A 22408-nucleotide genomic window follows, 5' to 3' on the forward strand; every position below is an offset into this window, starting at 1 on the left:
CGGGAAACCTGCTGATCACGCCCGACGGCCGCGTCAAGATCACCGACTTCGGCATCGCCCGCATCGCCGACCAGGTGCCGCTGACGGCCACCGGTCAGGTCATGGGCACCGTGCAGTACCTCTCGCCGGAGCAGGCGTCGGGCCACCCCGCCTCCCCCGCCACCGACACGTACTCGCTCGGAATCGTCGCCTACGAGTGCCTCGCGGGCAAGCGTCCGTTCACGGGTGAGTCGCAGGTCGCGATCGCGATGGCGCAGATCAACGAGCAGCCCCCGCCGCTGCCGCCGACCGTGCCGATCCCGGTGCAGAACCTCGTCATGGCGATGATCGCCAAGAAGCCGGCCGACCGCCCGTCGTCGTCCGCCACCGTGGCCCGTGCCGCGCAGGCGCTGCGCCGCGGCGACCTGAACTCCGCAGCGATCGCCGTCCCGGCCATCGCGACCGGTGGAGTGGCATCCGACGATGCGACCCGTCTGCTCTCCGCGAGCGGCGACGACGGGGCGACGCGCATCCTGCCGACGACCGCACAGCTCCCGACCGGAGAGGATGCGGTCGACGAGGACGACAAGAAGAAGAAGAAGCGCAGTCCCTGGACCTGGCCTCTCATCGCTCTGATCGCCCTCCTCGTGATCGTGCTCGCCGGCACCGTCTTCGCCCTGATGAACCAGGGAGATGGCGACCCCGAGCCCACGAAGTCGACGACCACGAGCGCGACTCCCAAGCCGACACCGACCGAGGTCGAGACCGAAGAGCCCGCTCAGGTCGACGTCGATGCCCTCGGCCTCGAGGGGATGCAGTGCGAGGCCGCTCGGACCGCGGCGATCAACGCCGGCCTGCAGGCCGAGTGCGTGGTCGGCAACACCGTCGCCTCGTCGCCCGACCAGGTCAACACCGTCGAATCCGTGCAGCCGGGTGGGAACGTGCCAGAGGGCACCACCCTCACCCTGACGACGTTCAAGGAGCAGGTGCAGGTCGGCAAGCCCTCCGGCACGCCGACTCTCGCCGGTGAGCCGACCGAGGGCCAGCCCGTCACGCTGAACTGGCCGAGCTTCGAGTGCCCCTCCGGCACCGGCGCTCGCTCCGCGTTCGAGGTCACACTGACCAATGCGACGTTCTCCGGTGGCAACGCCGGGGAGTCGATCCGCAGCTTCGGCCCGAGCGTGCTGTCGACCCAGATCGTGCCAGGAACGGCGGGACAGACCGTCACGGCGACGTTCCGCGTCTTCTGCGGCAGCGACAGGCCGTCGGAGCAGTCCGACCCGATGCCCGGCGTGGTCATCCTGCCCGCGGCTCCCGTCGACGGCGGAGACGGCGGCGGCGAAGACGCAGGTTGATCGCCGACTCGCACCGTAGGCTGAGAGCATTCATCAGGTCGTATCAGGGGGTCAGTACGTGTCGACAGAGCCACGCGTTCTCGCGGGACGCTATCGCGTCGACGAACTCATCGGTCACGGCGGCATGGCGAAGGTCTACCGCGGGTACGACCTGACCCTCGGCCGCGCGGTCGCGATCAAGATCCTCGACCCCGAGCTGGCCCGCGACACGGCCTTCCGCACCCGGTTCCGCCTCGAGGCGCAGTCCGCCTCGCGCATGTCCCACCCGTCGATCGTGCGCGTCTACGACGCCGGTGACCCTTCGACGACCGACAGCAGCACCGACGAGCCGCCGTACATCATCATGGAGCTCATCAGCGGCACGCTGCTGAAGGACATCATCGCGAACGGCCCCGTCCCCGTCGAAGACGCGGTGCGCTACGTCGACGGCATCCTCGAGGCACTCGACTACTCCCACCGCGCCGGCGTCGTGCATCGCGACATCAAGCCCGGCAACGTGATGGTCACCGAGAAGGGGCAGGTCAAGGTCATGGACTTCGGCATCGCGCGCGCGGTGTCCGACTCCTCCTCGACCGTGGCCGAGACCACGCAGATCATCGGCACAGCCGCGTACTTCTCCCCCGAGCAGGCCAAGGGCGAGCCCGTCGATGCACGGGCCGACCTCTACTCGACCGGCGTCGTGCTCTACGAACTGCTCACCGGCCGCCAGCCGTTCCGCGGCGAATCGCCGGTCGCTGTGGCCTACCAGCACGTGAGTGAGACTCCCGTCCCGCCGACCGAGGTCAACGAGGACTCCCCCGGCGCTCTCGACCCGATCGTGCTGCGCGCCCTGGCGAAGGATCCGTACCAGCGGTATCCGGATGCCGCGCACTTCCGCGCCGCGCTGGATTCCGCCGTCGCCGGCCATGCGCCCACCCGCAAGGAGCTGGGCGCTCTCACGAGCGAGCTCTACGGTCCGAGCCCGCGCGCGGCCCAGGAGACGGCACGGTCTCTGCGACAGCTGAGCACCGACACGACGATGGCGCGCACCCAGTCCGGTCCCCCGGTGGCCTGGATCTGGGCCGGTGTCGCCCTGCTCGCCGTGCTGCTGGCATCCGTCCTGTTCTGGGTGTGGACCATCAGCATGCGCCCCGACGACGTGCCCACCAGCTCTCGCGTGGTCCCCGACCTCGTGAACGTCTCGTCGGAGCGCGCGCAGGAGGATCTCGGCGAGCTCGACCTCACCTCGAAGCTCGTGCTCGAATCGAGCAACGACATCGCCGAGGGCAACGTCATCCGCACCGATCCCGAGCCGGGCACTGCGGTGAACGAAGGCGACTCCGTCACCCTCTACGTGTCTTCCGGCAAAGAGACGGTCGTGGTTCCGACGCTGGAAGGGCTCTCGGTGGCGGCAGCCAAGGAGGCCATCGCGAGCGCCGGACTGCAGCTCGGCACGGTGATCCAACGCAACGACAAGGGTCTCGCCGCCGGAACGGTGATGGAGGCGAGTGAGACCGCCGAGAGCGAGGTCGCCCCCAAGACCGTCGTGAACCTCGTGGTCGCGAGCGGTCGCGTGACCCTGACCGATGTCTCGGGATGGACGATGGAGGCCGCTGAGGCCGAGCTCGAACGCATCGGGCTCACGGCACAGCCCGTGGAGCTCACCGACTGCGAGCCGACGAACCCGCCGACGGTCGCCTCGATGTCCGTCGCCCCGGGTGACGTCGCGATCGGATCGACGGTCGAGCTGCGCTACTGCACAGCTGCGGGCTGAGCGGGCACAGCCGCCGACTGAGCGGGTCGCAGGTCCCCGCCCGACACCGGGTGCAGGCGCTCGGAGCGCGCCACGGCATCCGCGTCGCCGACGGAGGCGAGCCAGTTCGCGAGCAGGCGGTATCCGCCCTCGGTGAGTACGCTCTCGGGGTGGAACTGCACGCCGACGATCGGCAGTCGGGCGTGCGCGAGGGCCATGACGGTGCCGCTGTCAGTGCGGGCCGTCACGACGAGGTCGTTCGGCAGGGCGGACTCGTCGAGAGCGAGCGAGTGGTAGCGGCCCACGTCGAAGGGCGACGGGATGCCGCTGAACAGCGCTGATCCGTCGTGCGTCACGCTCGACACCATGCCGTGCATGAGCTCCGGCGCCTCCGTGACCGCGGTGCCGAAGGCCTCCCCGATCGCCTGATGACCGAGGCACACGCCCAGGAGCGGCGTCCGCCGGCGAGCCGCAGCACGCACGACGTCGAGTGAGGCACCGGCGTCCGCCGGAGTGCCTGGGCCAGGGGAGATCATCACGGCGTCGAAGCCGATGAGCAGCTCATCGAGGGCGGGTACGTCGACGGCATCCGCCTCGACCAGCGCGACGTCGGTGCCGAGCTCACGCAGGTACCCGACCAGGGTGTGCACGAAGCTGTCGTGGTTGTCCACGACAAGCACGCGGGTCATTCGAGGTCGACCTCACCCGGCGTGATGAGCGGGCTCACCCAGGGGAAGACGTACCAGAAGAGTCCGTAGAGCACGGCAGCGATGAGCACCACGAGGATGAACAGCTTCAGCCACCACGGACCGGGGAGGATGCGCCAGAGTGCGGCGTACATGAGTCGTCTCGTTCCGTTCGGTTAGATCGACGGTCCGGCGGGCGGCGGCGGCGGATCGGTGAGAGCCGGGGGCGGACCCTCGGCTCGCGGCTGGAAGCTCTCGTACACCCCGTAGGCGACGATGCGCTCCGCCAGCGAGTACAACGGCGAGCAGGCGGTGAGGGTGATGTACTTCTCCCCCGTCTGCGCTCCCGGCATCTGCGGGACGTCGAGCAGGACCTCCGTCTGCGTGGGCTTGACGTACTCGAGCGTGCGGAACCGGTAGGTGAACCAGCCGTCCGGCGTCTCGACGACGATCGCGTCGCCGAGCTGCAGCTTGTCGAGCTGGTTGAACGGCTTGCCCCACGTGGTGCGGTGCCCCGCCATCGCGAAGTTCCCGACTTCACCGGGCATCTTCGAATCGGTGTAGACGCCGATGCCGAGCTTGTCGAGCGTGCGCGCCCTGGTGGTGCCGCCGTAGATGCCCACGTTGTAGGCCGACCCGAATCGCGGGATGTGCATCTGACCGAGACGTTCGGTGTCGGCAGGCGGCGCGGGGATCACCGGCTCGAAGGTCGTGGTGCCGTCGTCTCCCTCGACGACGGGTGGCAGCTCCGGCGTCGGACCGCTCGCCCACTCCTGCGAGACGGCTGCGCCCTCATCGTTCTTCTGCGCGCTGATGATGATGTCGCCGATCCACATCTGCCACGCGACGAAGAGCAGCACCAACGCTCCGGCCGTGAGCAGGAGCTCGCCGAGAACGCTCGTGAAGGTGGCGCGCGATCGCGGACGGCGACGGCCTGCGCGTCGCTCCCCCGATACGACGGATGCGGTCATGCGGCGATTTTATCCCTCTGATCTGAACCCGTCTCACCCGCCGCGGTTTCTCAGTGCGATATACGACTCTTGGGTACACTGTGGGAATGGCACGTGACCGCAACACTGAAGAACCCGAAGTTCAGCGCAGCGAAGGCGACGCCGCGCCCAACGCCGTCTGGTTCAAGCCGGTGATGATCGGCTTCATGCTGCTGGGCCTGATCTGGATCCTCGTGTTCTACATCTCCGGCATGCAGTTCCCGATCCCGGGCCTGGACAACTGGAACCTCGCGATCGGCCTCGGCATCGCCCTGATCGGCTTCCTGATGACCACCCGCTGGCGCTGACGCCACCCCTCACGTCGAAGAAGGCCCCTCGCATTCGCGAGGGGCCTTCTTGCATGTGTCGCAGCTACAGAGTTATCCACAGGTTATCCCCAACATGGGGAGAATTACACGGATGTTATTCACAGGGGCTAACAACCCTGTTAACAACTCGGGATCAGGTGAAAACCGTCATGATGAGGAACGGAGGCAGGAACGCGACGATCACGATCAGCGCGACGACGACCGCGGCGAGGAGCAGGATCTGCCACCTGCGCTGCTCAGGGCGCCTGGTCCTCGTGAGGATGAACGAGACGAGGGCTCCGACGATCGCCCCACCCAGATGCGCCTGCCAGGCGATGCCGCCGATGAGGAACCCGAAGACGAAGTTGATCCCGAGGATCACCAGGAGGCCGGTGACGTTCGCGCCGATGTGTCGACCGATGATCAGCAGCGCGGCCATCAAGCCGAAGATCGCGCCGGAGGCACCGACCGTGTACGTTCCCGGGGCGATGACGGCGACGGCGACGGATCCGCCGAGACCGCTGATGAGATACAGCGACAGGAAGCGCGCTCGGCCGAGCATGGGCTCGAGACTCTGACCGAGCAGCCACAGCGCGAGCATGTTCAGCGCGAGATGGATGAACCCTCCGTGCGCGAAGACGGCGGTGAGCAGCCGCCACGGCTCGAACGGGAACACAGTCAGGTTCGGGTACAGATACAGGGCGTTGAACCGGAGGGCATCCGTCAGGGCGGGCCCGATCCCGGGGATCAGCTGCACGAGGCCGATGAACGCGGTCACCGCGAGCAGCACGTACGTGACGAGGGGCTTGCCGCTGCGCACGGTCGCGGTGGCGGTGTTGCGACCACCCCAGCGGCGCTCGGCGCGCTTCTGCGCCGGGGTGCGGTTCTTGCGCTCTGCTGCCATGCACTCGGGGCAGATGACCCCGACGGCCGCCTGCGTCTGGCACTCGGGGCAGATGGTGCGCAGGCACCGCTGGCAGAGCACGAAGCTCTGCCGATCCGGATGCCGGTAGCAGAAGTTGTCGCGGTTGTCCGCGAACTCAGGCGTCGTCATCCGGATCGGCCAGCGTCGGCGTCAGGCCGCGACGATGTCGATCGACTGCAGCACGACCGGCTCGACTGGGCGGTCGCCCGCAGCGGTCGGCACAGCGGCAATCGCATCGACGACGGCCTTCGAGGCGTCATCCGCGACCTCGCCGAAGATCGTGTGCTTGCCCTGAAGCCACGGAGTGGGGTCGGTCGTGATGAAGAACTGCGATCCGTTGGTGCCCTCGGGCTTGCCCGTGATGGCGTTCCGACGCAGGCCTGCGTTGGCCATCGCGAGGATGTAGGGCTCGTTGAAGTTGAGCTCCATGTTGATCTCGTCGTCGAAGTTGTAGCCGGGACCGCCGACTCCCTGTCCGAGCGGGTCGCCGCCCTGGATCATGAAGTTGGGGATGATGCGGTGGAAGATGACGTCCTTGTAGAGAGGACCCTCGCCGGGCTTGCCGGTGGCGGGGTGGGTCCAGTCCTGGGTGCCGTCGGCGAGGCCGACGAAGTTCTTCACCGTCTTGGGGGCGTGGTCGCCGAAGAGGTTGATGACGATGTCACCGTGGTTGGTGTGCAGGGTTGCGACATGAGAAGCGTGAGCCATGCATCCATTCTCGCAGAGCTTCCCATGAGTTGGCCGTCGTCTAGCGCTGATCGCGGCGAGACGCAAGGGTTCGGCGATTCCCTCCCCCCACCCAGGGTCGCGTGGCAAGATGGGGAATCCGTACTCCAATCGACAGGAGAGCATCGTGAGCATCAGCCGCAAGCGGAAGAAGGAACTGCGTCGTCTTCAGGCCGACGCGAACCAGCTCTGGGAGAACCAGCAGGTACTCGTCGGTCACGCAGCCGACGTCGCACGCGAGGCCGGTCGCCAGCTCGGCCACTTCGGTCGTGAGCAGGTCGGACCTGTCGTGCAGGACACCTACAACCGACGGGTCGCGCCCGTCGTCGACCGCAGCGTGCGCTTCGGCCAGCACGTCGTCGACGACAAGGTCGTCCCGATCGTCGGAGGCGTCGTCGGCACCGCGCTCACCGCGTGGGACGTGGCGAACTCCAAGCGCCAGGGCGTCGTCAAGCAGGTCAGGAAGGCCACCAAGCCGGAGCCCAAGGGCCCCAGCGTCGGTTCGGTGATCGCCATCATCCTCGGCGCGGCCGCAGCCGTCGGCGTTCTCTACGCCGCATGGCAGGCACTGCGCGCGGATGACGAGCTCTGGGTCGCCGACGACCCGCTGTCCGCTCCCAACGCGTGACCTCGAACACGGAGCCCCCGGCCGACGCGCCGGGGGATCTCCATGCGCGCGTGAGGGATGCCGCTGCGGCGCGGGGCCTCGAGATCGAGATCCGCGAGCGGCCGGCCGCTCGGAGTCTCGCCGAAGCCGCCGAACTGCTCGGCATCCTCCCCTCGGGGATCGTGAAGACCCTCGTCGTCAAGCGCTCCGACGACACCTACCTTTTCGCGCTCGTACCGGGTGGCCGGTCGATCTCCTGGCCGAAGCTGCGCGCGGTCGTCGGCGTGAACAAGCTGCGCCTGCCCGAGCCTGACCTCGCTCTCGCGGCCACGGGCTATGAGCGGGGGACCATCGTGCCGATCGGCAGCACCACCGACTGGCCGGTCTTCGCCGACGAGTCCATCGTCGGCCACCGCATCGCCATGGGGGCGGGATCGCACGGGTACAGCCTGTTCGTCGAGGCGGACGATCTCATCGCCGCCTACGGCGCCACCGTCGCGGACATCTCCGTTCCCGAGGCGCCTCAGGACTGACCGACCTGCGTCAGTACTGCGACGCGGTCAGAGGATGCCCGCCATGCGCAGGGCGATGTCTACGAGCTTCACCCTCTGCAGGTCGTGCACGGCCTTGAGGGGGAACCACTCGGCCATGTCCGTCGAGCCGTCGGTCTCGAACGTCAGCCTGCCCCCGCTCACCGAAGCCCGGTACACGATGCGCAGGGTGTGCAGCGGCGCATCCGAGGCGTTCACGCGCTGGCTGGCCGGAATCACCCGGGAGTGGATGCCGAGCAGCTCGCCGACCTTGACCGTGTAGCCGGTCTCTTCGCGCAGTTCCCGTCGCACCGCGTCTTCGGGCGCCTCTCCTGGCTCCAGCCCTCCGCCCGGCATCGTCCACGCCACTCGGCGACCCTCGGTCCACCGCGCGAGAAGGATGCGCCCGTCGTCATCGGTGACGACCGCGTATGCCGCGACCCGCATATCCATGCACCCACCCTAATGCCCGGGAATCCGCGGAGGAACGCGCGTGACGACCCTGGACGAAACCCACTCCGACCGCGATCATGGCCTCTATGGGATTGGATGTCATCGAGGGACCGCAGATCGAATCCAGAGCGGCACGGCCAACGCTCGGCATCCGCCTCATCACCCCCTTCCGCGGCATGCTCGCGGTGCGCGACGCGCTGATCTCGGAGCTCGCCGCCTGGTGCGAGGAGCGCGGCGTCGAACCAGGAGGACCCTTCTTCCTTCGTCTGCACGTCATCGACATGGCCGGCGACATGGACATCGAGGTCGGCGTGCTCGACACCACGGGTCCGGCCGATGACCGGGTGCGTTCCGGGAGCGCGCCGGCGGGGGAGTACGCCGTGCTGGCCTATCGGGGGAGCTCGATGCAGGCCAATCGAATGCTGCTGGGCTGGTTGCCCGAGACCGATCGCGAGTTCGACGCCGAGCCGACGACTGCGACCTGGGCCGGCCGTTTCGAGATCATCCGCACGGATCCGCGTCTCGAGAAGCGGAAGACCGCCTGGATCACCGAACTTGCCTTCCTGCTTCGCTCCTGAGGCATCGATCAGGAATCGAGAAGCGGGGGAGGCAGCGGCATCCCTACTGTGGGATCAATCGCAGACCACCCGTGAAAGGAGCCATCATGGCTGACAACGACAAGAACTTCAGCGCCGAGGAACGCGAGGCGATGAAGGAGGCCGCCGCAGACAAGCGCAAGTCGCGGTCCCGCGCGAAGAAGACCCCGGAGGAGGTGCGCGCCGAGGGCGTCGCCGATCTCGAGGCGGCGATCGCCAAGCTGCCGGACGACAAGGATCGCGAACTGTCGAAGGCGTTGCACGAGCTCGTGACGGAAGTCGCCCCCGAGCTGATGCCGCGGACCTACTACGGCATGCCGGCGTGGGGGAAGGACGGCAAGGTCCTCTGCTTCTTCCAGCCGGCGAGCAAGTTCAAGGTGCGCTACGGCACCTTCGGGTTCGAGCCGATCTCGAACCTCGACGACGGCACGATGTGGCCGACCGCGTACGCGCTGCTCGATCTCACCGATGCGAACCGCCGGGTACTGGCGGAGCGCATCCGCCTCGCTGTCGGCTGAACCCTCGCAGACTCAAGCGATCGAGCACTAGCGTGGATGCCGTGAGCACACTGCCGTTCCCCGCATCCGTCTACGCCGCCCGTCTCGACCGCGCCCGTGCGCTGGCGTCCTCCGCAGGACTCGATGGCATCGTCGTCGGCCCTGGCCCCGACCTGCAGTACCTGGTCGGTGTCGAGGGCGACACGATCGAGCGGCTGACCGCCCTCGTCTTCGGACCCGACCGTGAGCCGACGATCATCGTGCCGCGAATGGAGCTCGCGAAGGTCAGGGCGACGGCCGTCGGCGAGCTCGGTCTCGCGGTATCGGACTGGGTCGACGGAGAGGATCCCTACGCTCTGGTCGCCGATGCCCTCGGTCGTGCAGGCCGCCTCGGCGTCTCGGACGCCCTGCCCGCCCTGCACGTCGTCCCCCTCGCCGAGCGGTTGGACGTGCGGTTCGAACTCGCGACCCCCGTGCTGCGCGAGGGACGGATGATCAAGGACGCGGAGGAGGTCGCCGAGCTGCGCAGGGCCGGCGAGGCGATCGACGCCGTGCATCGCCGCGTGCCGGAATGGCTGCGCGCCGGTCGCACCGAACGGGAGGTCGCGGCCGACATCGCCGAGGCGATCGTCTCCGAGGGTCACCGCTCGGTCGAGTTCGTGATCGTCGGATCAGGTCCGCATGGCGCCGACCCGCACCACGAGGTCTCGGATCGGGTCATCGAGGACGGTGATGTCGTCGTGGTCGACATCGGGGGAGCGGTGCCCTCCGGCTACAACTCCGACAGCACGCGGACCTACGTCGTCGGCACTCCGAGCGACGAGGCCGCCGAACGGATCGCCGTCCTGGTGCGCGCCCAGCAGGCAGCGGTCGACGCCGTGCGGCCGGGGGCGACCGCGGAGCAGGTGGATGCCGCGGCGAGGACGGTCCTCGCGGAGGCCGGCCTCGGAGACGCCTTCCTGCATCGCACCGGTCACGGCATCGGCGTCTCGGTACACGAGGAGCCCTACATCGCACCGGGCAACGACCTCGTCCTCCACGAGGGCATGGCGTTCAGCATCGAACCGGGGATCTACTTCGCAGGAGAGTGGGGCGCGCGCATCGAAGACATCGTCGTCGTGACGGCCGACGGGTGCGAGCGCCTCAACGTGGCCCCGCACGGCCTCACCGAGGTGTAGCGGCGTCCCCGGACGGCTCGTCGTGGTCGGCGGCGACAGGTCGCTCCGCGACCGCGTCGTGGTGCATGTCGAACGCAGGGCGTTCGCTGCGTATCCGCGGCATCGAGATGAAGTTGTGCCGAGGCGGCGGGCATGATGTCGCCCACTCGAGCGACGCCCCGTAGCCCCAGGGGTCGTCGACGGTGACCTTGGGGGCCTTGCGAGCGGTGATCCAGACGTTCAGGAAGAACGGCAGCATCGACGCCCCGAGGATCATCGCCCCGATCGTCGACACCTGGTTCGCCCAGGTGAACTGATCCTGCTCGGCGTAGTCGGCGTATCGGCGCGGCATCCCGTCGACCCCGAGCCAGTGGTGGATCAGGAACGTCATGTGGAAGCCGATGAACAGCATCCAGAAGTGCACGTAGCCGAGGCGCTCGTTGAGCATCCGCCCTGTCCACTTCGGCCACCAGAAGTAGAAGCCCGCGAACATCGCGAACACCACCGTGCCGAACACGACGTAGTGGAAGTGCGCGACCACGAAGTACGAGTCGTGCAGCGGGAAGTCCAGCGGGGGAGAGGCGAGGATCACCCCGGTCAGACCGCCGAAGACGAACGTGATCAGGAATCCGAGCGCGAACACCATCGGCGTCTCGAACGTCACCGACCCTCGCCACATCGTGCCGATCCAGTTGAAGATCTTCACACCTGTAGGCACTGCGATGAGCATGGTCATCAGCGCGAAGAACGGCAAGAGCACGGAACCCGTGACGTACATGTGGTGCGCCCAGACCGCCACCGAGTAGGCGGCGATCGCGATCGTGGCGTACACGATCGTCTTGTAGCCGAAGAGCGGTTTGCGGCTGAAGACGGGGAAGATCTCCGAGACGATCCCGAAGAACGGCAGCGCGATCACGTACACCTCAGGATGGCCGAAGAACCAGAACAGGTGCTGCCAGAGCAGGACACCGCCGTTCTGCGGATCGAAGATGTGCGCACCGAGGATGCGGTCCGCCGACGCGGCGAACAGTGCTGCGGCGAGCACGGGGAACGCCATGAGCACGAGGAGGCTCGTGATGAGCGTGTTCCAGGTGAAGATCGGCATCCGCCACATCGTCATACCAGGGGCGCGCATAGTGATGATCGTGGTGATGAAGTTCACCGCGCCGAGGATCGTGCCGAACCCCGAGATGCCGAGACCGAGCATCCAGAGGTTCCCGCCTGCTCCCGGTGTGAACGTGGCGCTCGCGAGTGGCTGATAGGCCGTCCACCCGAAGGACGCGGATCCCTGCGGCGTGAGGAAGCCCGCCACCGCGATCGTCGAGCCGAAGAAGAACAGCCAGAACGAGAACGCGTTCAGACGGGGGAAGGCCACGTCCGGGGCGCCGATCTGCAGAGGCATGATCGCATTGGCGAATCCGGCGAACAGCGGCGTCGCGAACATCAGCAGCATGATCGTGCCGTGCATCGTGAACAGCTGGTTGTACTGCTCCTTCGTCGGGACGATCTGCATCCCGGGGGCGAAGAGCTCTGCGCGGATGACGAGCGCCATCACACCGCCGAGCAGGAAGAACATCACCGAGGCGATGAGGTACATGTACCCGATCGTCTTGTGGTCGGTGGACGTGATCCAGTTGACGACCAGATTGCCCTTCTGCTCGACGCGAGACGAACTCATCATCGCCGCCTGACGCGCCGCCGGCCTTCTCTGCGCGATCGTCATCCGTGCTCCCTCATGCTCGCCGGTCCGACCGGTCGGCGATGACGCTAGGGGTCGCAGATCGATGAGTCGGAGACTATTGACAGCGGGGGAGTCATCCACGATCATCACGCTCGACTCGGTGCGCGGACGGGCGCGGGAGACTACGACGCACTCGTTCGCCGCGTCAAGAGTCTCTTGAGGGATCTCGAGCAGTGGCTACGGTCTGGGGCACAGCGACGATCGCACCGATCAGGAGGACCCCATGAGTGACACCACCGCACGCACGGAACGCTACGCCGGAACCCCCATCCAGAAGACGGCCCTGATCGTGGGCATCGTCTTCCTCCTGGTCGGGATCGCCGGGTTCATCCCCGGGATCACCCATTCCGCCGAGCACCTGCACGGTGCCGGCGCGGACTCGGAGGCCCAGCTGCTCGGCGTCTTCCAAGTCTCGGTCCTGCACAACTTCGTGCACCTCGCTTTCGCGCTTGCCGGCATCGCCCTTGCGGCGCGAGCCCGGGCGTCGCGGCTGTACCTCATCGTCGGCGGTGCGCTCTACCTCGTCGTCTGGCTCTACGGCCTCATCGCCGTCGGCAACGAGCAGCTCAACTTCATCCCGGTGAACGACGCCGACAACTGGCTGCACCTCGTGCTCGGCGTCGGCATGATCCTGCTCGGCATCTTCGTCAACCGGGCCCCCCGCGTGGCGGGCACCCGCCGCGACCCGAACCGTCGGGCCTGAGGGCGCTGAGGGTCGGGCGGCGTGCCGACGGGTCAAGCCCCTATGCCGGCACGCCGCCCCTCGTCAGACTCTTCCCATGTCAGAGGGAGACGCAGACGCTCAGGACCGGTCGAACGGACCCGAGCACACGACCGACGGACATCACATCGTGGTCGATGGACGGCGCTGGCGGGCCACAGACCCGTCGATTCCCGAGAACTTCCGACAAGAGCTCGTGGACGAGCTGATGTCGGCGCGACGTGCCGTGAAAGCCCAGGAGTCGGATGCACGACGCCGGGTCCAGGACGCGAAGACCGCATTGGGCGAGCGAGGCAGGCCCTGGTGGGAGTCTCGTGAGGGTGTGGACTTCGACGACCGGATCGCCGCAGCCGTGCGCACTCTCGTCCGCAAGCGGAGCGAATCCTCGATCTGTCCGAGCGATGTCGCCCGCACGGTCGGCGGATCGTCCTGGCGCGCACTGATGCCCGACGTGCGCCGCGTCGCGGCCGAACTCGCGGACCGAGACGAGGTCGTCGTCACTCAGAAGGGCACAGTCGTGAGCATCCGTGAAGCGAGGGGACCGGTGCGGATCACCCGGGGTTCGGGTCTGTAGATCGTCCAGCCCTCACATGGCGTCGAGGTACCCGCTGTACGGGAAGTCGACGTCACCGGTGTCCCGCGGATCGTAGGCGACCGTGGCGACGCTGATCGTCACCTGGGTGCTCGGAGTGATGAGCACGCTGACCGCCTTGTTCCCCACGACCACCATGTCGACGAAGGTGCCGGCCGTCTTGGCTGCAGCCTCGATGCGTCGGCGGAGATCATCGACGTCCTGATCCTGCGCGAGCAGGAACCGTGCGCCGTCGAAGACCACCTCGGTCTGGATCATCGTCTCCCCGTTGGTCATGCGAGCACGCTACGCGCGTCGATCCGATGTGTGAAGGGGGGTTGATAACTAGACGGACTCCTGAGAGGGATCGTTGCGAGAGCTCGCACCGGGAGAAACGAGAAGGCCCCGCACGATGGCGGGGCCTTCTCGAACTGTCTCAACACAGTGTGGAGCCTAGGAGATTCGAACTCCTGACATCCTGCTTGCAAAGCAGGCGCTCTACCAACTGAGCTAAGGCCCCGTGAGGGTGATTCTTGAGTTGAGGAGTGGGCCCACCAGGACTTGAACCTGGGACCTCTTCATTATCAGTGAAGCGCTCTAACCGCCTGAGCTATGGGCCCGTCAACCTCCGAAACTTTACCGGAGATTCCCCGAAATACCCAATCGAGCGCGGAGACCCCGGCGGGTCCCCGCGCTCGACCCCGATCAGCGACCGGGGCGGATGGTCACGCTGCCCGCAGAGAGCGACACGTCGATCATGTTCGCGGTGTCGGAGGACCGATCCACGGTGACATCGAGCGACCCGGCGCTGACGTCCTGGATGACGTCGTAGGACTCATCCGGAACGGTGAGGTCGACCGAACCTGCACTGACGTCGACGGTCGTCTGCGACGGTGCCCGGCCCGTGAGTTCCATGTCGACCGTGCCGGCAGATACGCCGAGGTCGGCCACGTCGACATCGGCGAGCACGCCGTCCGCTCGCCCGGCACTCATGTCGAGCGTCAGGCTGTCCGCCGACCCCTCGATGTCCAACGCTCCCGCATTGACGGTGACGTCGAGCGCTCCGAAGTCGCCCACCACGTCAAGACTGCCCGCATCGAGGGTGAGGTCGGCATCCAGCGCCTCCTCACGGAGGTCCTCCGGCAGCGTCAGCACCGCCGACTCATCGTCGCCGAACCAGCTGCCGAACCACCATCCGAACCGGAACTCGGGGCTGCGGACCACCAGCGCGTCTCCATCGCGCTCGAGGGTCCAGGCCGGCCCTCGGCCGTTCGTCACCGCGAGTTCTGCCTCATCGACGTCGCCGAACTCGATCCGCATATCGCCGGCATCGACATCGAGGTCGATGGCCGTGATGCCGGACGCATCCTCGGCCAGCACCGAATCGGTGCCCTCGGTGGATGCGGCCATCAGGCTCCCGGTCGCAGCGACCGCCGCTGTGCCGCCGGCGCCGAGCAGCGCCAGGCCGCCGACGATCGCGGTCACGATCATGATCGCCGTCGTGCCGGACGAGCGCCCGGGGCCGGCCGGTCCCCGATCCGGTGACCCTGGCGCGGACGCCGGAGCCGGCGCCTGCTGCTCGGGGCCCGAAGCCGGTGGCGGTGTCAGCGGGGTGTGTCCGCCCTGGAAGTCGCCGTCGTTCGTGGTCATCGTCCCACTCCTGTCTGTGTGGTCGGCGCGGTGCCGCCCGTGTTCTCGATGTGCGCGAGGGCCGCCAGCACGCGGCGGTTGCCCGATTCGCCCTGTTCGAAGCCCAGCTTCTGGAAGATCGCGGTGATGTGCTTCTCGACGCTGGCCTCGGAGATGAAGAGCAGCCCGGCGATCGCCTGGTTCGACTTCCCCTCCGCGATCAGCGCGAGCACGGTGCGCTCCCGCTCGGTGAGCCGCTGCATCCGATCGTCCCGGTTGCGCCGCGTCAGCAGCTGCGCGACGACCTCGGGGTCGAGCACGGTCGCCCCCTCCGAGATCCGCTGCACCGACGCGAGGAACTCGGCGACATCGGCGACGCGATCCTTGAGGAGGTACCCGAGGGGCCCGCCCTGCGCGGCGATCAGGTCGGACGCGTAGCGCTCCTCGACGTACTGCGAGAGCACGAGCAGCGGAAGCGCGGGGTTCGTGTCGCGCAGTCCGAGAGCCGCCCGGATTCCCTCATCGGTGAATGTCGGCGGAAGCCGGACGTCGAGGATGCAGAGCTCGGGTGCCGTCTCGGCCACCGCCTCGGCGAGACCCTGCGTGTCGGGCAGCGCCGCGACCACGGTGTGACCGGCGTCCTCGAGCAGGCGCACGAGTCCCTCACGGAGCAGGACGGAGTCCTCGCAGATCAGGATGCGCATGGCACGTTCACCTCCAGGCTGGTCGGTCCGCCCACAGGGCTCTCGAGACGGAACGTTCCGCCGGCGGCCAGGATGCGGTTCGCGATGCCGTCGAGGCCTCCGCCGGGCTGCACCTGCGCGCCGCCCATGCCGTTGTCCTCGACGCGAGCCCAGAGGACCCCGCCATCCCGAAGGCGGACGGTGACCCTGGCCTCGCTGGCCCTCGAGTGCTTCGCAGCATTCGTGAGCGATTCGGCGATGGAGAAGTACACGGCGGCTTCCGCCTCGCGGCTGCACCGACCCTCCATCCGCACATCGAGGCTCACCGGGATGTGCGAGCGACCGGCGAGGGCGGACAGCGCCGCATCCAGTCCACGATCGTCCAGGACCGAGGCGTGGATGCCCCGTGCGAGCTGACGGAGCTCGGTGATGGCCGCCTTCGTCGAGGTGTGCGCCTCGGCGATCAGCTCCTTCGCGGCATCCGGATCGTTGTCGATCTTCTGCTGAGCGAGACCCAGCGTCATCCCGACCGAGACCAGCCGCGGCTGGACACCGTCGTGCAGGTCGCGCTCGATGCGTGTGCGCTCGACGTCGGCGGCGCGTACGGCCCCCTCACGCTGGGCGCTGCTGGTGCGGACGCGCTCGGTGAGCTCGGCCTCCCGGCTGCGTGCGACGATCGCGAGGGAGAGCGTCCTGTTCAGGAGAGCCAGTCCGATCATGCCGGCGAGAGAGGCGGCGAGGCCCAGGATGCCGATCAGCGGCGCCCAGGCCGGATCGATGCCTCCGCCTCCGAAGGGGCCCATCACGGCATCCGCGCCGGTGAGCGGCGCGAAGGAGATCACGATCGACCAGACCACGCCGAAGGCGAGACGCAGCACGATCCAGCCGAGCACCGCCGTGATGGCGAAGTTCGCGAGCGCTCGCCACATCCGGCCGTCAATCGCCTGCCTGCCGAGCGAGCGGAGCCACCCGCCGAAGCCGGGACGGTCGCGCGGCCGCCAGCGCAGGGGAGCGATCGGGGTGCGATACAGCGCACCGACCCGCTCGACCTCGAACCAGCCCACACCGAACAGGGCGTAGACGAGTCCGACGAGCAGCACGAGTCCGACGCCTGCTGCGAAGAGCAGACCGAGTCCGGTGCCGAGGAGTCCCGAGAGGGTCGCGAAGATGAACCCGCCGATGACTCCGATCCCCGCGAGGTGCAGGATCGTGAGGAAGATCCGCAGCGGCGGCTTCGTGGCCGTCACCGGTGGTGGAGGCGTGGCTGTCTGTGTGCTCATGACTCCACGGTACGGCCGCGCCGATCGCGCCGACACCGAGTCAGCCAGACACCCCGGTTCGGGTTTTCCCTACCCTCGACGACGCAGAAGGGGCGGATGCTGTGCGCATCCGCCCCTTCGTGAATCCGTGCGTCAGTTCGACATGAAGCCGACGAGCAGCCCGCCGGTCACCTTCACGGCGACGTTGTAGATGCCCGCGACGACGGCGCCGAGCACCGTGAAGACGATCAGGTTGAGGATCGAGACGACGGCGGCGAACGCCATCACCTGCGGCAGCCCTGCCACCTCGGAGATGATCACCGAGTTGTCGGTGATCTGGCCGATGAACTCATCGGCCTGGGCGAGGATCCCGGTCGCCTGCAGCACCAGGTAGATCAGGAAGAACGACACCATCGTCACGATGGCCAGCGCGACCGCGCCGAGGAAGGAGAGCTTCACGGCGGACCAGAAGTCGATGTAGACGAGGCGCAGGCGGACCTGCTTGCCACTGGTCTTGCGCGTGGACTTCTTCGCCAGCTTGTCGGCTACTGTGCTCATGCGTCTGCTTCCTCAGGGTTCTCGTTCGACTCGGGGGCGGTCGTCGCGGACTCCGTGTCCGCCTCATCCGAGTCTTCATCCTCGGTGAGGCCCCGCTCTCCGTTGCGGGCGATGGCGAGGATCCGGTCGGCTTCCGTCGTCCGTGCGAACACCACTCCCATGGTGTCGCGGCCCTTTGCGGGCACCTCGGCCACGGCAGAGCGTACCACCTTGCCGCTGGACAGAACCACAAGGACCTCGTCGTCGGAGGAGACCATCAGACCACCCGCGAGAGTGCCCCGATCGTCGTTCAGCTTGGCGACCTTGATGCCGTATCCGCCGCGTCCCTGCACCCGGTACTCGTCGATCGCGGTGCGCTTGGCGTAGCCGCCGTCGGTCACCACGAACACGAACTGGCCCGGCGCCGCGACCGATGCCGACAGCAGGCTGTCGCCCTCGCGGAACTTCATGCCCTTCACGCCGGCGGTCGCTCGTCCCATCGGACGCAGAGCCTCGTCGGTCGCGCTGAAACGCACCGACATGCCCCGACGGCTGATCAGCAGGATGTCGTCCTCGGCGTTCACCATGAGTGCCGAGACGAGCTCGTCCTCGTCGTTCAGACGGATGGCGATGACACCGCCCTGACGGTTGGTGTCATAGGTGTCGAGGCGGGTCTTCTTGACCAGGCCGTCACGAGTGGCCAGCACGAGGTAGTCGGCCACCGCGTAGTCGCGGATGTCGAGGACCTGCGCGATGTTCTCATCCGGCTGGAGCGCGAGCAGGTTCGCGACGTGCGTGCCCTTCGCGTCGCGCCCGGCCTCGGGGACCTCGTAGGTCTTGGAGCGGTAGACGCGACCCTTGTCGGTGAAGAACAGCAGCCAGTGATGGGTGGTCGTCACGAAGAAGTGCTCGACGATGTCATCGGCGCGCAGCTGCGCGCCCTTGATGCCCTTGCCGCCGCGGTGCTGAGAGCGGTAGTTGTCACTGCGCGTGCGCTTGATGTAGCCGGCGCGGGTGATGGTGACGACCATCTCCTCCTCGGCGATGAGGTCTTCCATCGACACGTCGCCGTCGAACCCGTGCAGGATGTGGGTGCGTCGCTCGTCGCCGAAGCGGTCGACGATGCCCGTCAGCTCCTCGCGGATGATGTCGCGCTGCAGCGACTCGTCGGCGAGGATCGCCTGGTACTCCGCGATGAGGCGCTCGAGCTCTGCCGCCTCGTCGAGGATCTTCTGACGCTCGAGCGCCGCCAGACGACGCAGCTGCATGTCGAGGATGGCCTGCGCCTGCTCGTCGTCGATGTCGAGGAGCTTCTTGAGTCCGTCACGGGCATCCTCCACCGTCGCCGAGCGGCGGATCAGGGCGATGACCTCGTCGAGCGCGTCGAGCGCCTTGAGGTATCCGCGAAGGATGTGCATGCGGCGCTCGGCCTTGGCCAGACGGAAACGCGTGCGACGGACGATCACCTCGAGCTGGTGGGTGATCCAGTGCGTGACGAAGCCGTCGATCGCGAGCGTGCGCGGCACGCCGTCGACGATCGCGAGCATGTTCGCGCCGAAGTTCTCCTGCAGCTGCGTGTGCTTGTAGAGGTTGTTCAGCACGACCTTGGCGACCGCGTCGCGCTTGAGCACGACCACGAGGCGCTGGCCCGTACGGTCGGAGGACTCGTCGCGGATGTCGGCGATACCGGTGATCTTGCCGTCCCGTGCGAGGTCGCCGATCTTCACGGCGACGTTGTCGGGGTTGACCTGGTACGGCAGCTCGGTGATCACGAGGCACGTCCGGCCCTGGATCTCCTCGACGTTGACGACCGCGCGCATCGTGATCGAGCCGCGGCCGGTGCGGTACGCCTCCTGCACGCCCTTGGTGCCCAGGATCTGCGCGCCGGTCGGGAAGTCCGGGCCGGGGATGCGCTGGATCAGACCCTCGAGGAGCTCCTCGCGGGGGAGCCCCGGATTGTCGAGCGCCCAGAGCGCCGCAGACGACACCTCGCGCAGGTTGTGCGGCGGGATGTTCGTCGCCATGCCGACCGCGATGCCGACCGAGCCGTTGACGAGCAGGTTCGGGAAACGAGCGGGCAGGACGGTCGGCTCCTGCGTCTGACCGTCGTAGTTGTCGGTGAAGTCGACGGTGTCTTCTTCGATGTCGCGCACCATCTCGAGCGCGAGCGGAGCCATCTTCGTCTCGGTGTAGCGAGGAGCAGCGGCTCCCATGTTGCCGGGGGAGCCGAAGTTGCCCTGACCCAGCGCGAGCGGGTAGCGCAGCGCCCACGGCTGCACGAGGCGGACGAGGGCGTCGTAGATCGCCGAGTCGCCGTGGGGGTGGTACTGACCCATGACCTCGCCCACGACACGGGCGCACTTCGAGAACGACTTGTCGGGGCGGAACCCACCGTCGTACATGCCGTAGATCACGCGGCGATGCACAGGCTTCAGACCGTCACGCACGTCGGGGAGGGCACGTCCGACGATCACGGCCATCGCGTAGTCGAGATAGCTGCGCTCCATCTCGAACTTCAGGTCGACCTGGTCGATGTTCCCGTGGTCGTGGGCCGGGGGCTCGGGGCGTACGTCGTCAGTCATGTGTGTTGTCGATTCCGGTCGTTAGTCGAGCGAATGCAGGGCGCGGAGCGCCTCAGATGTCGAGGAAGCGGACGTCCTTTGCGTTGCGCTGGATGAAGCTGCGTCGTGATTCGACGTCCTCACCCATCAGCACGCTGAAGATCTCGTCGGCCGCCGCGGCATCCTCGATGGTCACCTGGCGAAGCGTCCGCGTGGAGTGATCCATCGTGGTCTCCCACAGCTCCTTGGCGTTCATCTCGCCGAGACCCTTGTAGCGCTGGATGCCGGCATCCTTCGGGATGCGCTTGCCGTTGTCGAGCCCGTGCTTGAGCAGGGCATCGCGCTCGGCGTCGCTGAACACGTACTCGTGCGGCTGGTTCGTCCACTTGAGTCGGTACAGCGGCGGCATCGCGAGGTAGACGAATCCGGCCTCGATGAGTCCGCGCATGTAGCGGAACAGCAGCGTCAGCAGCAGCGTCGTGATGTGCTGGCCGTCGACGTCGGCATCCGCCATCAGCACGATCTTGTGATACCGCGCCTTCTCGATGTCGAACTCCTCGCCGATGCCCGTGCCGAAGGCCTGGATCATCGCCTGGACCTCTTTGTTGCCGAGGGCCTTGTCGAGACGCGCGCGCTCGACGTTGAGGATCTTGCCGCGCAGCGCGAGGATCGCCTGCGTGTGCGGGTCGCGACCCTGCACCGCCGAGCCACCGGCCGAGTCACCCTCGACGAGGAAGATCTCGCTGATCGAGGGGTCCTTGCTCGTGCAGTCCTTCAGCTTGTCCGGCATCGCCGCGGACTCGAACACGCTCTTGCGGCGCGCGGTCTCGCGCGCCTTGCGCGCGGCCATCCGCGCGGTCGCTGCGTCGATCGCCTTGCGGATGATGTTCTTCGCCTGGTTCGGGTTGCGGTCGAACCAGTCGCCGAGCTGGTCGCCGACGACCTTCTGCACGAAGGCCTTGGCCTCGGTGTTGCCGAGCTTGGTCTTCGTCTGACCCTCGAACTGCGGCTCGCCGAGCTTGATCGAGATGACGGCCGTGAGTCCCTCGCGCACGTCATCGCCCGACAGGTTGTCGTCCTTCTCCTTGAGGAGGTTGTTGGCGCGCGCGTACTTGTTGACCAGGGTCGTGAGTGCCGCGCGGAAGCCCTCCTCGTGGGTGCCGCCCTCGTGGGTGTTGATCGTGTTCGCGTAGGTGAAGACGTTCTCGGTGTACGAGGTCGTCCACTGCATCGCGACCTCGAGCGAGATCTTGCGCGCGGTGTCCTCGGACTCGAAGGCGATGATCTCGTCGTTGACGACCTCGGCGTGACGCACCTTGTTGAGATATTCGACGTAGTCGACCAGGCCGCGCTCGTAGAAGAAGACGTCGTTCGGCTGCGTGACGGTCGCCTGGCCTTCGACCTCGACCTCGTAGGCGGAGGCGGGACGCTCGTCGGACAGCTCGATGCGCAGGCCCTTGTTGAGGAAGGCCATCTGCTGGAAGCGGGTGCGCAGGGTGTCGTAGTCGAAGTCGATCGTCTCGGTGAAGATCTCGGCATCCGGCCAGAACGTGATGCTCGTCCCGGTCTCGTCCGTCGGCTCGCCCTTCTCGAGCTGCTGCTGCGGAGCGCCGCCGTTCGCGAAGCTGTGCCGCCAGGTGAAGCCCTTCTGCTTCACCTCGACGTCGAACCGGGTGGAGAGGGCGTTCACGACCGACGATCCGACACCGTGCAGACCACCGGAGACGGCGTAGGCGCCACCGCCGAACTTGCCGCCGGCGTGCAGGATCGTCAGGACGACCTCGACGGTCGATTTCGTGGGGTCGGAGGAATGCGGATCGACGGGGATGCCGCGACCGTTGTCGATCACGCGGACGCCGCCGTCTTCGAGGAGCGTCACGAAGATGGTGTCGGCATAGCCGGCCAGAGCCTCGTCGACGGAGTTGTCGACGATCTCGTAGACGAGGTGGTGCAGACCGCGCGGACCGGTGGAACCGATGTACATACCCGGCCGCTTGCGGACTGCTTCGAGACCCTCGAGGATCTGGATCGAGTCGGCGCCGTACTCACCCGGCTGCTTCACCTTGGGGGAGAGCTTGTCCTGGGTGGAGGAGGGGGTGCCCTCGTCGGTCGATTCCGTCTCGTCAGCGGGGGATTCAGGCGTCATCAGAGGGCATTCTCCACATC

General features: G+C 67.3%; 24 protein-coding genes and 2 tRNA genes. 10 read left to right on the forward strand and 16 right to left on the reverse strand.

What is annotated here, in order from left to right; translation table 11 throughout:
• Both ACESK8_RS14825 and pknB read left to right on the forward strand, forming a co-directional pair.
• Window positions 1–1334 (forward strand): protein kinase (locus ACESK8_RS14825; RefSeq protein WP_372969314.1); only part of this gene is annotated, 1334 nt, incomplete at its 5' end.
• Between the two features lie 58 nt (window positions 1335–1392).
• Window positions 1393–3087: a Stk1 family PASTA domain-containing Ser/Thr kinase gene (gene pknB / locus ACESK8_RS14830; RefSeq protein WP_372969315.1), complete on the forward strand. Its 1695-nt coding sequence runs from the start codon at window positions 1393–1395 to the stop codon at window positions 3085–3087.
• Here the strand turns inward: pknB and ACESK8_RS14835 are convergent.
• The 3 genes from ACESK8_RS14835 to ACESK8_RS14845 are packed head-to-tail and all read right to left on the reverse strand — an operon-like array spanning window position 3066 to window position 4723.
• On the reverse strand, window positions 3066–3755 hold the full coding sequence (locus ACESK8_RS14835) for an aminodeoxychorismate/anthranilate synthase component II (RefSeq protein WP_372969316.1): 690 nt from the start codon (window positions 3753–3755) through the stop codon (window positions 3066–3068). The two genes, pknB and ACESK8_RS14835, sit on opposite strands and share 22 nt — an antisense overlap.
• Window positions 3752–3907: a hypothetical protein gene (locus ACESK8_RS14840; protein WP_167347452.1), complete on the reverse strand. Its 156-nt coding sequence runs from the start codon at window positions 3905–3907 to the stop codon at window positions 3752–3754. Before ACESK8_RS14840 ends, ACESK8_RS14835 begins: the two co-directional genes overlap by 4 nt.
• A gap of 21 nt (window positions 3908–3928) precedes the next feature.
• Window positions 3929–4723, reverse strand: coding sequence for a class E sortase (locus ACESK8_RS14845; protein ID WP_060926235.1), 795 nt, complete (start codon window positions 4721–4723; stop codon window positions 3929–3931).
• 86 nt (window positions 4724–4809) lie between these two features.
• On the opposite strand from ACESK8_RS14845, the gene ACESK8_RS14850 reads away from it, so the two are divergent.
• Window positions 4810–5049 (forward strand): cell division protein CrgA, encoded by a 240-nt coding sequence (locus ACESK8_RS14850; RefSeq protein WP_060926234.1) that lies wholly within the window; start codon window positions 4810–4812, stop codon window positions 5047–5049.
• A 154-nt stretch (window positions 5050–5203) separates the two neighbouring features.
• Here ACESK8_RS14850 and ACESK8_RS14855 read toward each other — a convergent pair whose 3' ends face one another.
• Together ACESK8_RS14855 and ACESK8_RS14860 are read right to left on the reverse strand one after the other, a co-directional pair.
• Window positions 5204–6103 carry a rhomboid family intramembrane serine protease gene (locus ACESK8_RS14855; RefSeq protein ID WP_372969317.1) on the reverse strand — a complete coding sequence of 300 codons (900 nt, stop codon included), beginning with the start codon at window positions 6101–6103 and terminating at the stop codon, window positions 5204–5206.
• 21 nt (window positions 6104–6124) lie between these two features.
• On the reverse strand, window positions 6125–6682 hold the full coding sequence (locus tag ACESK8_RS14860; protein ID WP_372969318.1) for a peptidylprolyl isomerase: 558 nt from the start codon (window positions 6680–6682) through the stop codon (window positions 6125–6127).
• A gap of 145 nt (window positions 6683–6827) precedes the next feature.
• Between ACESK8_RS14860 and ACESK8_RS14865 the strand changes: the two genes are divergently transcribed.
• Both ACESK8_RS14865 and ACESK8_RS14870 read left to right on the forward strand, forming a co-directional pair.
• Window positions 6828–7328 (forward strand): hypothetical protein, encoded by a 501-nt coding sequence (locus ACESK8_RS14865; RefSeq protein WP_060926231.1) that lies wholly within the window; start codon window positions 6828–6830, stop codon window positions 7326–7328.
• 50 nt (window positions 7329–7378) lie between these two features.
• Window positions 7379–7840, forward strand: coding sequence for an aminoacyl-tRNA deacylase (locus tag ACESK8_RS14870; RefSeq protein ID WP_372969343.1), 462 nt, complete (start codon window positions 7379–7381; stop codon window positions 7838–7840).
• A gap of 27 nt (window positions 7841–7867) precedes the next feature.
• Here ACESK8_RS14870 and ACESK8_RS14875 read toward each other — a convergent pair whose 3' ends face one another.
• A complete protein-coding gene (locus ACESK8_RS14875) occupies window positions 7868–8290 on the reverse strand; it encodes an NUDIX hydrolase (protein ID WP_372969319.1) in 423 nt (140 codons plus the stop codon).
• A gap of 86 nt (window positions 8291–8376) precedes the next feature.
• Here ACESK8_RS14875 and ACESK8_RS14880 point away from each other — a divergent pair, with 86 nt between their 5' ends.
• The 3 genes from ACESK8_RS14880 to ACESK8_RS14890 all read left to right on the forward strand — a co-directional run bounded on the left by ACESK8_RS14880 (window position 8377) and on the right by ACESK8_RS14890 (window position 10561).
• Complete coding sequence (locus ACESK8_RS14880) at window positions 8377–8868, forward strand: GyrI-like domain-containing protein (protein WP_372969320.1); 492 nt, start codon at window positions 8377–8379, stop codon at window positions 8866–8868.
• Window positions 8869–8954: 86 nt separating this feature from the next.
• Window positions 8955–9404, forward strand: coding sequence for a DUF1801 domain-containing protein (locus ACESK8_RS14885; RefSeq protein WP_060926229.1), 450 nt, complete (start codon window positions 8955–8957; stop codon window positions 9402–9404).
• A 41-nt stretch (window positions 9405–9445) separates the two neighbouring features.
• Entirely contained in the window at window positions 9446–10561 is a 1116-nt protein-coding gene (locus tag ACESK8_RS14890; RefSeq protein WP_372969321.1) for a M24 family metallopeptidase, read from the forward strand.
• Here the strand turns inward: ACESK8_RS14890 and ctaD are convergent.
• Window positions 10548–12221, reverse strand: coding sequence for a cytochrome c oxidase subunit I (gene ctaD / locus ACESK8_RS14895; protein ID WP_372969344.1), 1674 nt, complete (start codon window positions 12219–12221; stop codon window positions 10548–10550). The two genes, ACESK8_RS14890 and ctaD, sit on opposite strands and share 14 nt — an antisense overlap.
• 283 nt (window positions 12222–12504) lie before the next feature.
• Between ctaD and ACESK8_RS14900 the strand changes: the two genes are divergently transcribed.
• Together ACESK8_RS14900 and ACESK8_RS14905 are read left to right on the forward strand one after the other, a co-directional pair.
• Window positions 12505–12984, forward strand: coding sequence for a DUF4383 domain-containing protein (locus ACESK8_RS14900; RefSeq protein ID WP_372969322.1), 480 nt, complete (start codon window positions 12505–12507; stop codon window positions 12982–12984).
• Window positions 12985–13060: 76 nt separating this feature from the next.
• Window positions 13061–13576 carry a DUF3253 domain-containing protein gene (locus ACESK8_RS14905; RefSeq protein WP_372969323.1) on the forward strand — a complete coding sequence of 172 codons (516 nt, stop codon included), beginning with the start codon at window positions 13061–13063 and terminating at the stop codon, window positions 13574–13576.
• A 12-nt stretch (window positions 13577–13588) separates the two neighbouring features.
• Here the strand turns inward: ACESK8_RS14905 and ACESK8_RS14910 are convergent, their stop codons facing one another.
• The 9 genes from ACESK8_RS14910 to gyrB all read right to left on the reverse strand — a co-directional run bounded on the left by ACESK8_RS14910 (window position 13589) and on the right by gyrB (window position 22388).
• A complete protein-coding gene (locus ACESK8_RS14910; protein WP_372969324.1) occupies window positions 13589–13870 on the reverse strand; it encodes a hypothetical protein in 282 nt (93 codons plus the stop codon).
• Between the two features lie 150 nt (window positions 13871–14020).
• Window positions 14021–14093, reverse strand: a tRNA-Ala gene (locus tag ACESK8_RS14915).
• Between the two features lie 26 nt (window positions 14094–14119).
• A tRNA-Ile gene (locus ACESK8_RS14920) sits at window positions 14120–14193 on the reverse strand.
• Between the two features lie 85 nt (window positions 14194–14278).
• Window positions 14279–15223, reverse strand: coding sequence for a DUF4097 family beta strand repeat-containing protein (locus ACESK8_RS14925; RefSeq protein ID WP_372969325.1), 945 nt, complete (start codon window positions 15221–15223; stop codon window positions 14279–14281).
• The gene (locus ACESK8_RS14930) at window positions 15220–15906 is read right to left on the reverse strand and encodes a LuxR C-terminal-related transcriptional regulator (protein ID WP_372969326.1); all 687 of its coding nucleotides are present in this window, start codon (window positions 15904–15906) and stop codon (window positions 15220–15222) included. The genes ACESK8_RS14925 and ACESK8_RS14930 overlap by 4 nt, the downstream gene beginning before the upstream one ends.
• On the reverse strand, window positions 15894–17165 hold the full coding sequence (locus ACESK8_RS14935; RefSeq protein ID WP_372969327.1) for a sensor histidine kinase: 1272 nt from the start codon (window positions 17163–17165) through the stop codon (window positions 15894–15896). The genes ACESK8_RS14930 and ACESK8_RS14935 overlap by 13 nt, the downstream gene beginning before the upstream one ends.
• A gap of 132 nt (window positions 17166–17297) precedes the next feature.
• Window positions 17298–17702, reverse strand: a complete 405-nt coding sequence (locus ACESK8_RS14940) for a DUF3566 domain-containing protein (protein WP_372969328.1) — start codon at window positions 17700–17702, stop codon at window positions 17298–17300.
• Entirely contained in the window at window positions 17699–20263 is a 2565-nt protein-coding gene (gyrA, locus tag ACESK8_RS14945; protein WP_372969329.1) for a DNA gyrase subunit A, read from the reverse strand. The genes ACESK8_RS14940 and gyrA overlap by 4 nt, the downstream gene beginning before the upstream one ends.
• A gap of 52 nt (window positions 20264–20315) precedes the next feature.
• Complete coding sequence (gene gyrB / locus ACESK8_RS14950) at window positions 20316–22388, reverse strand: DNA topoisomerase (ATP-hydrolyzing) subunit B (RefSeq protein WP_372969330.1); 2073 nt, start codon at window positions 22386–22388, stop codon at window positions 20316–20318.
• Window positions 22389–22408: the final 20 nt, after the last annotated feature.

This window comes from Microbacterium sp. (assembly GCF_041641055.1).
Taxonomy (GTDB): domain Bacteria; phylum Actinomycetota; class Actinomycetes; order Actinomycetales; family Microbacteriaceae; genus Microbacterium.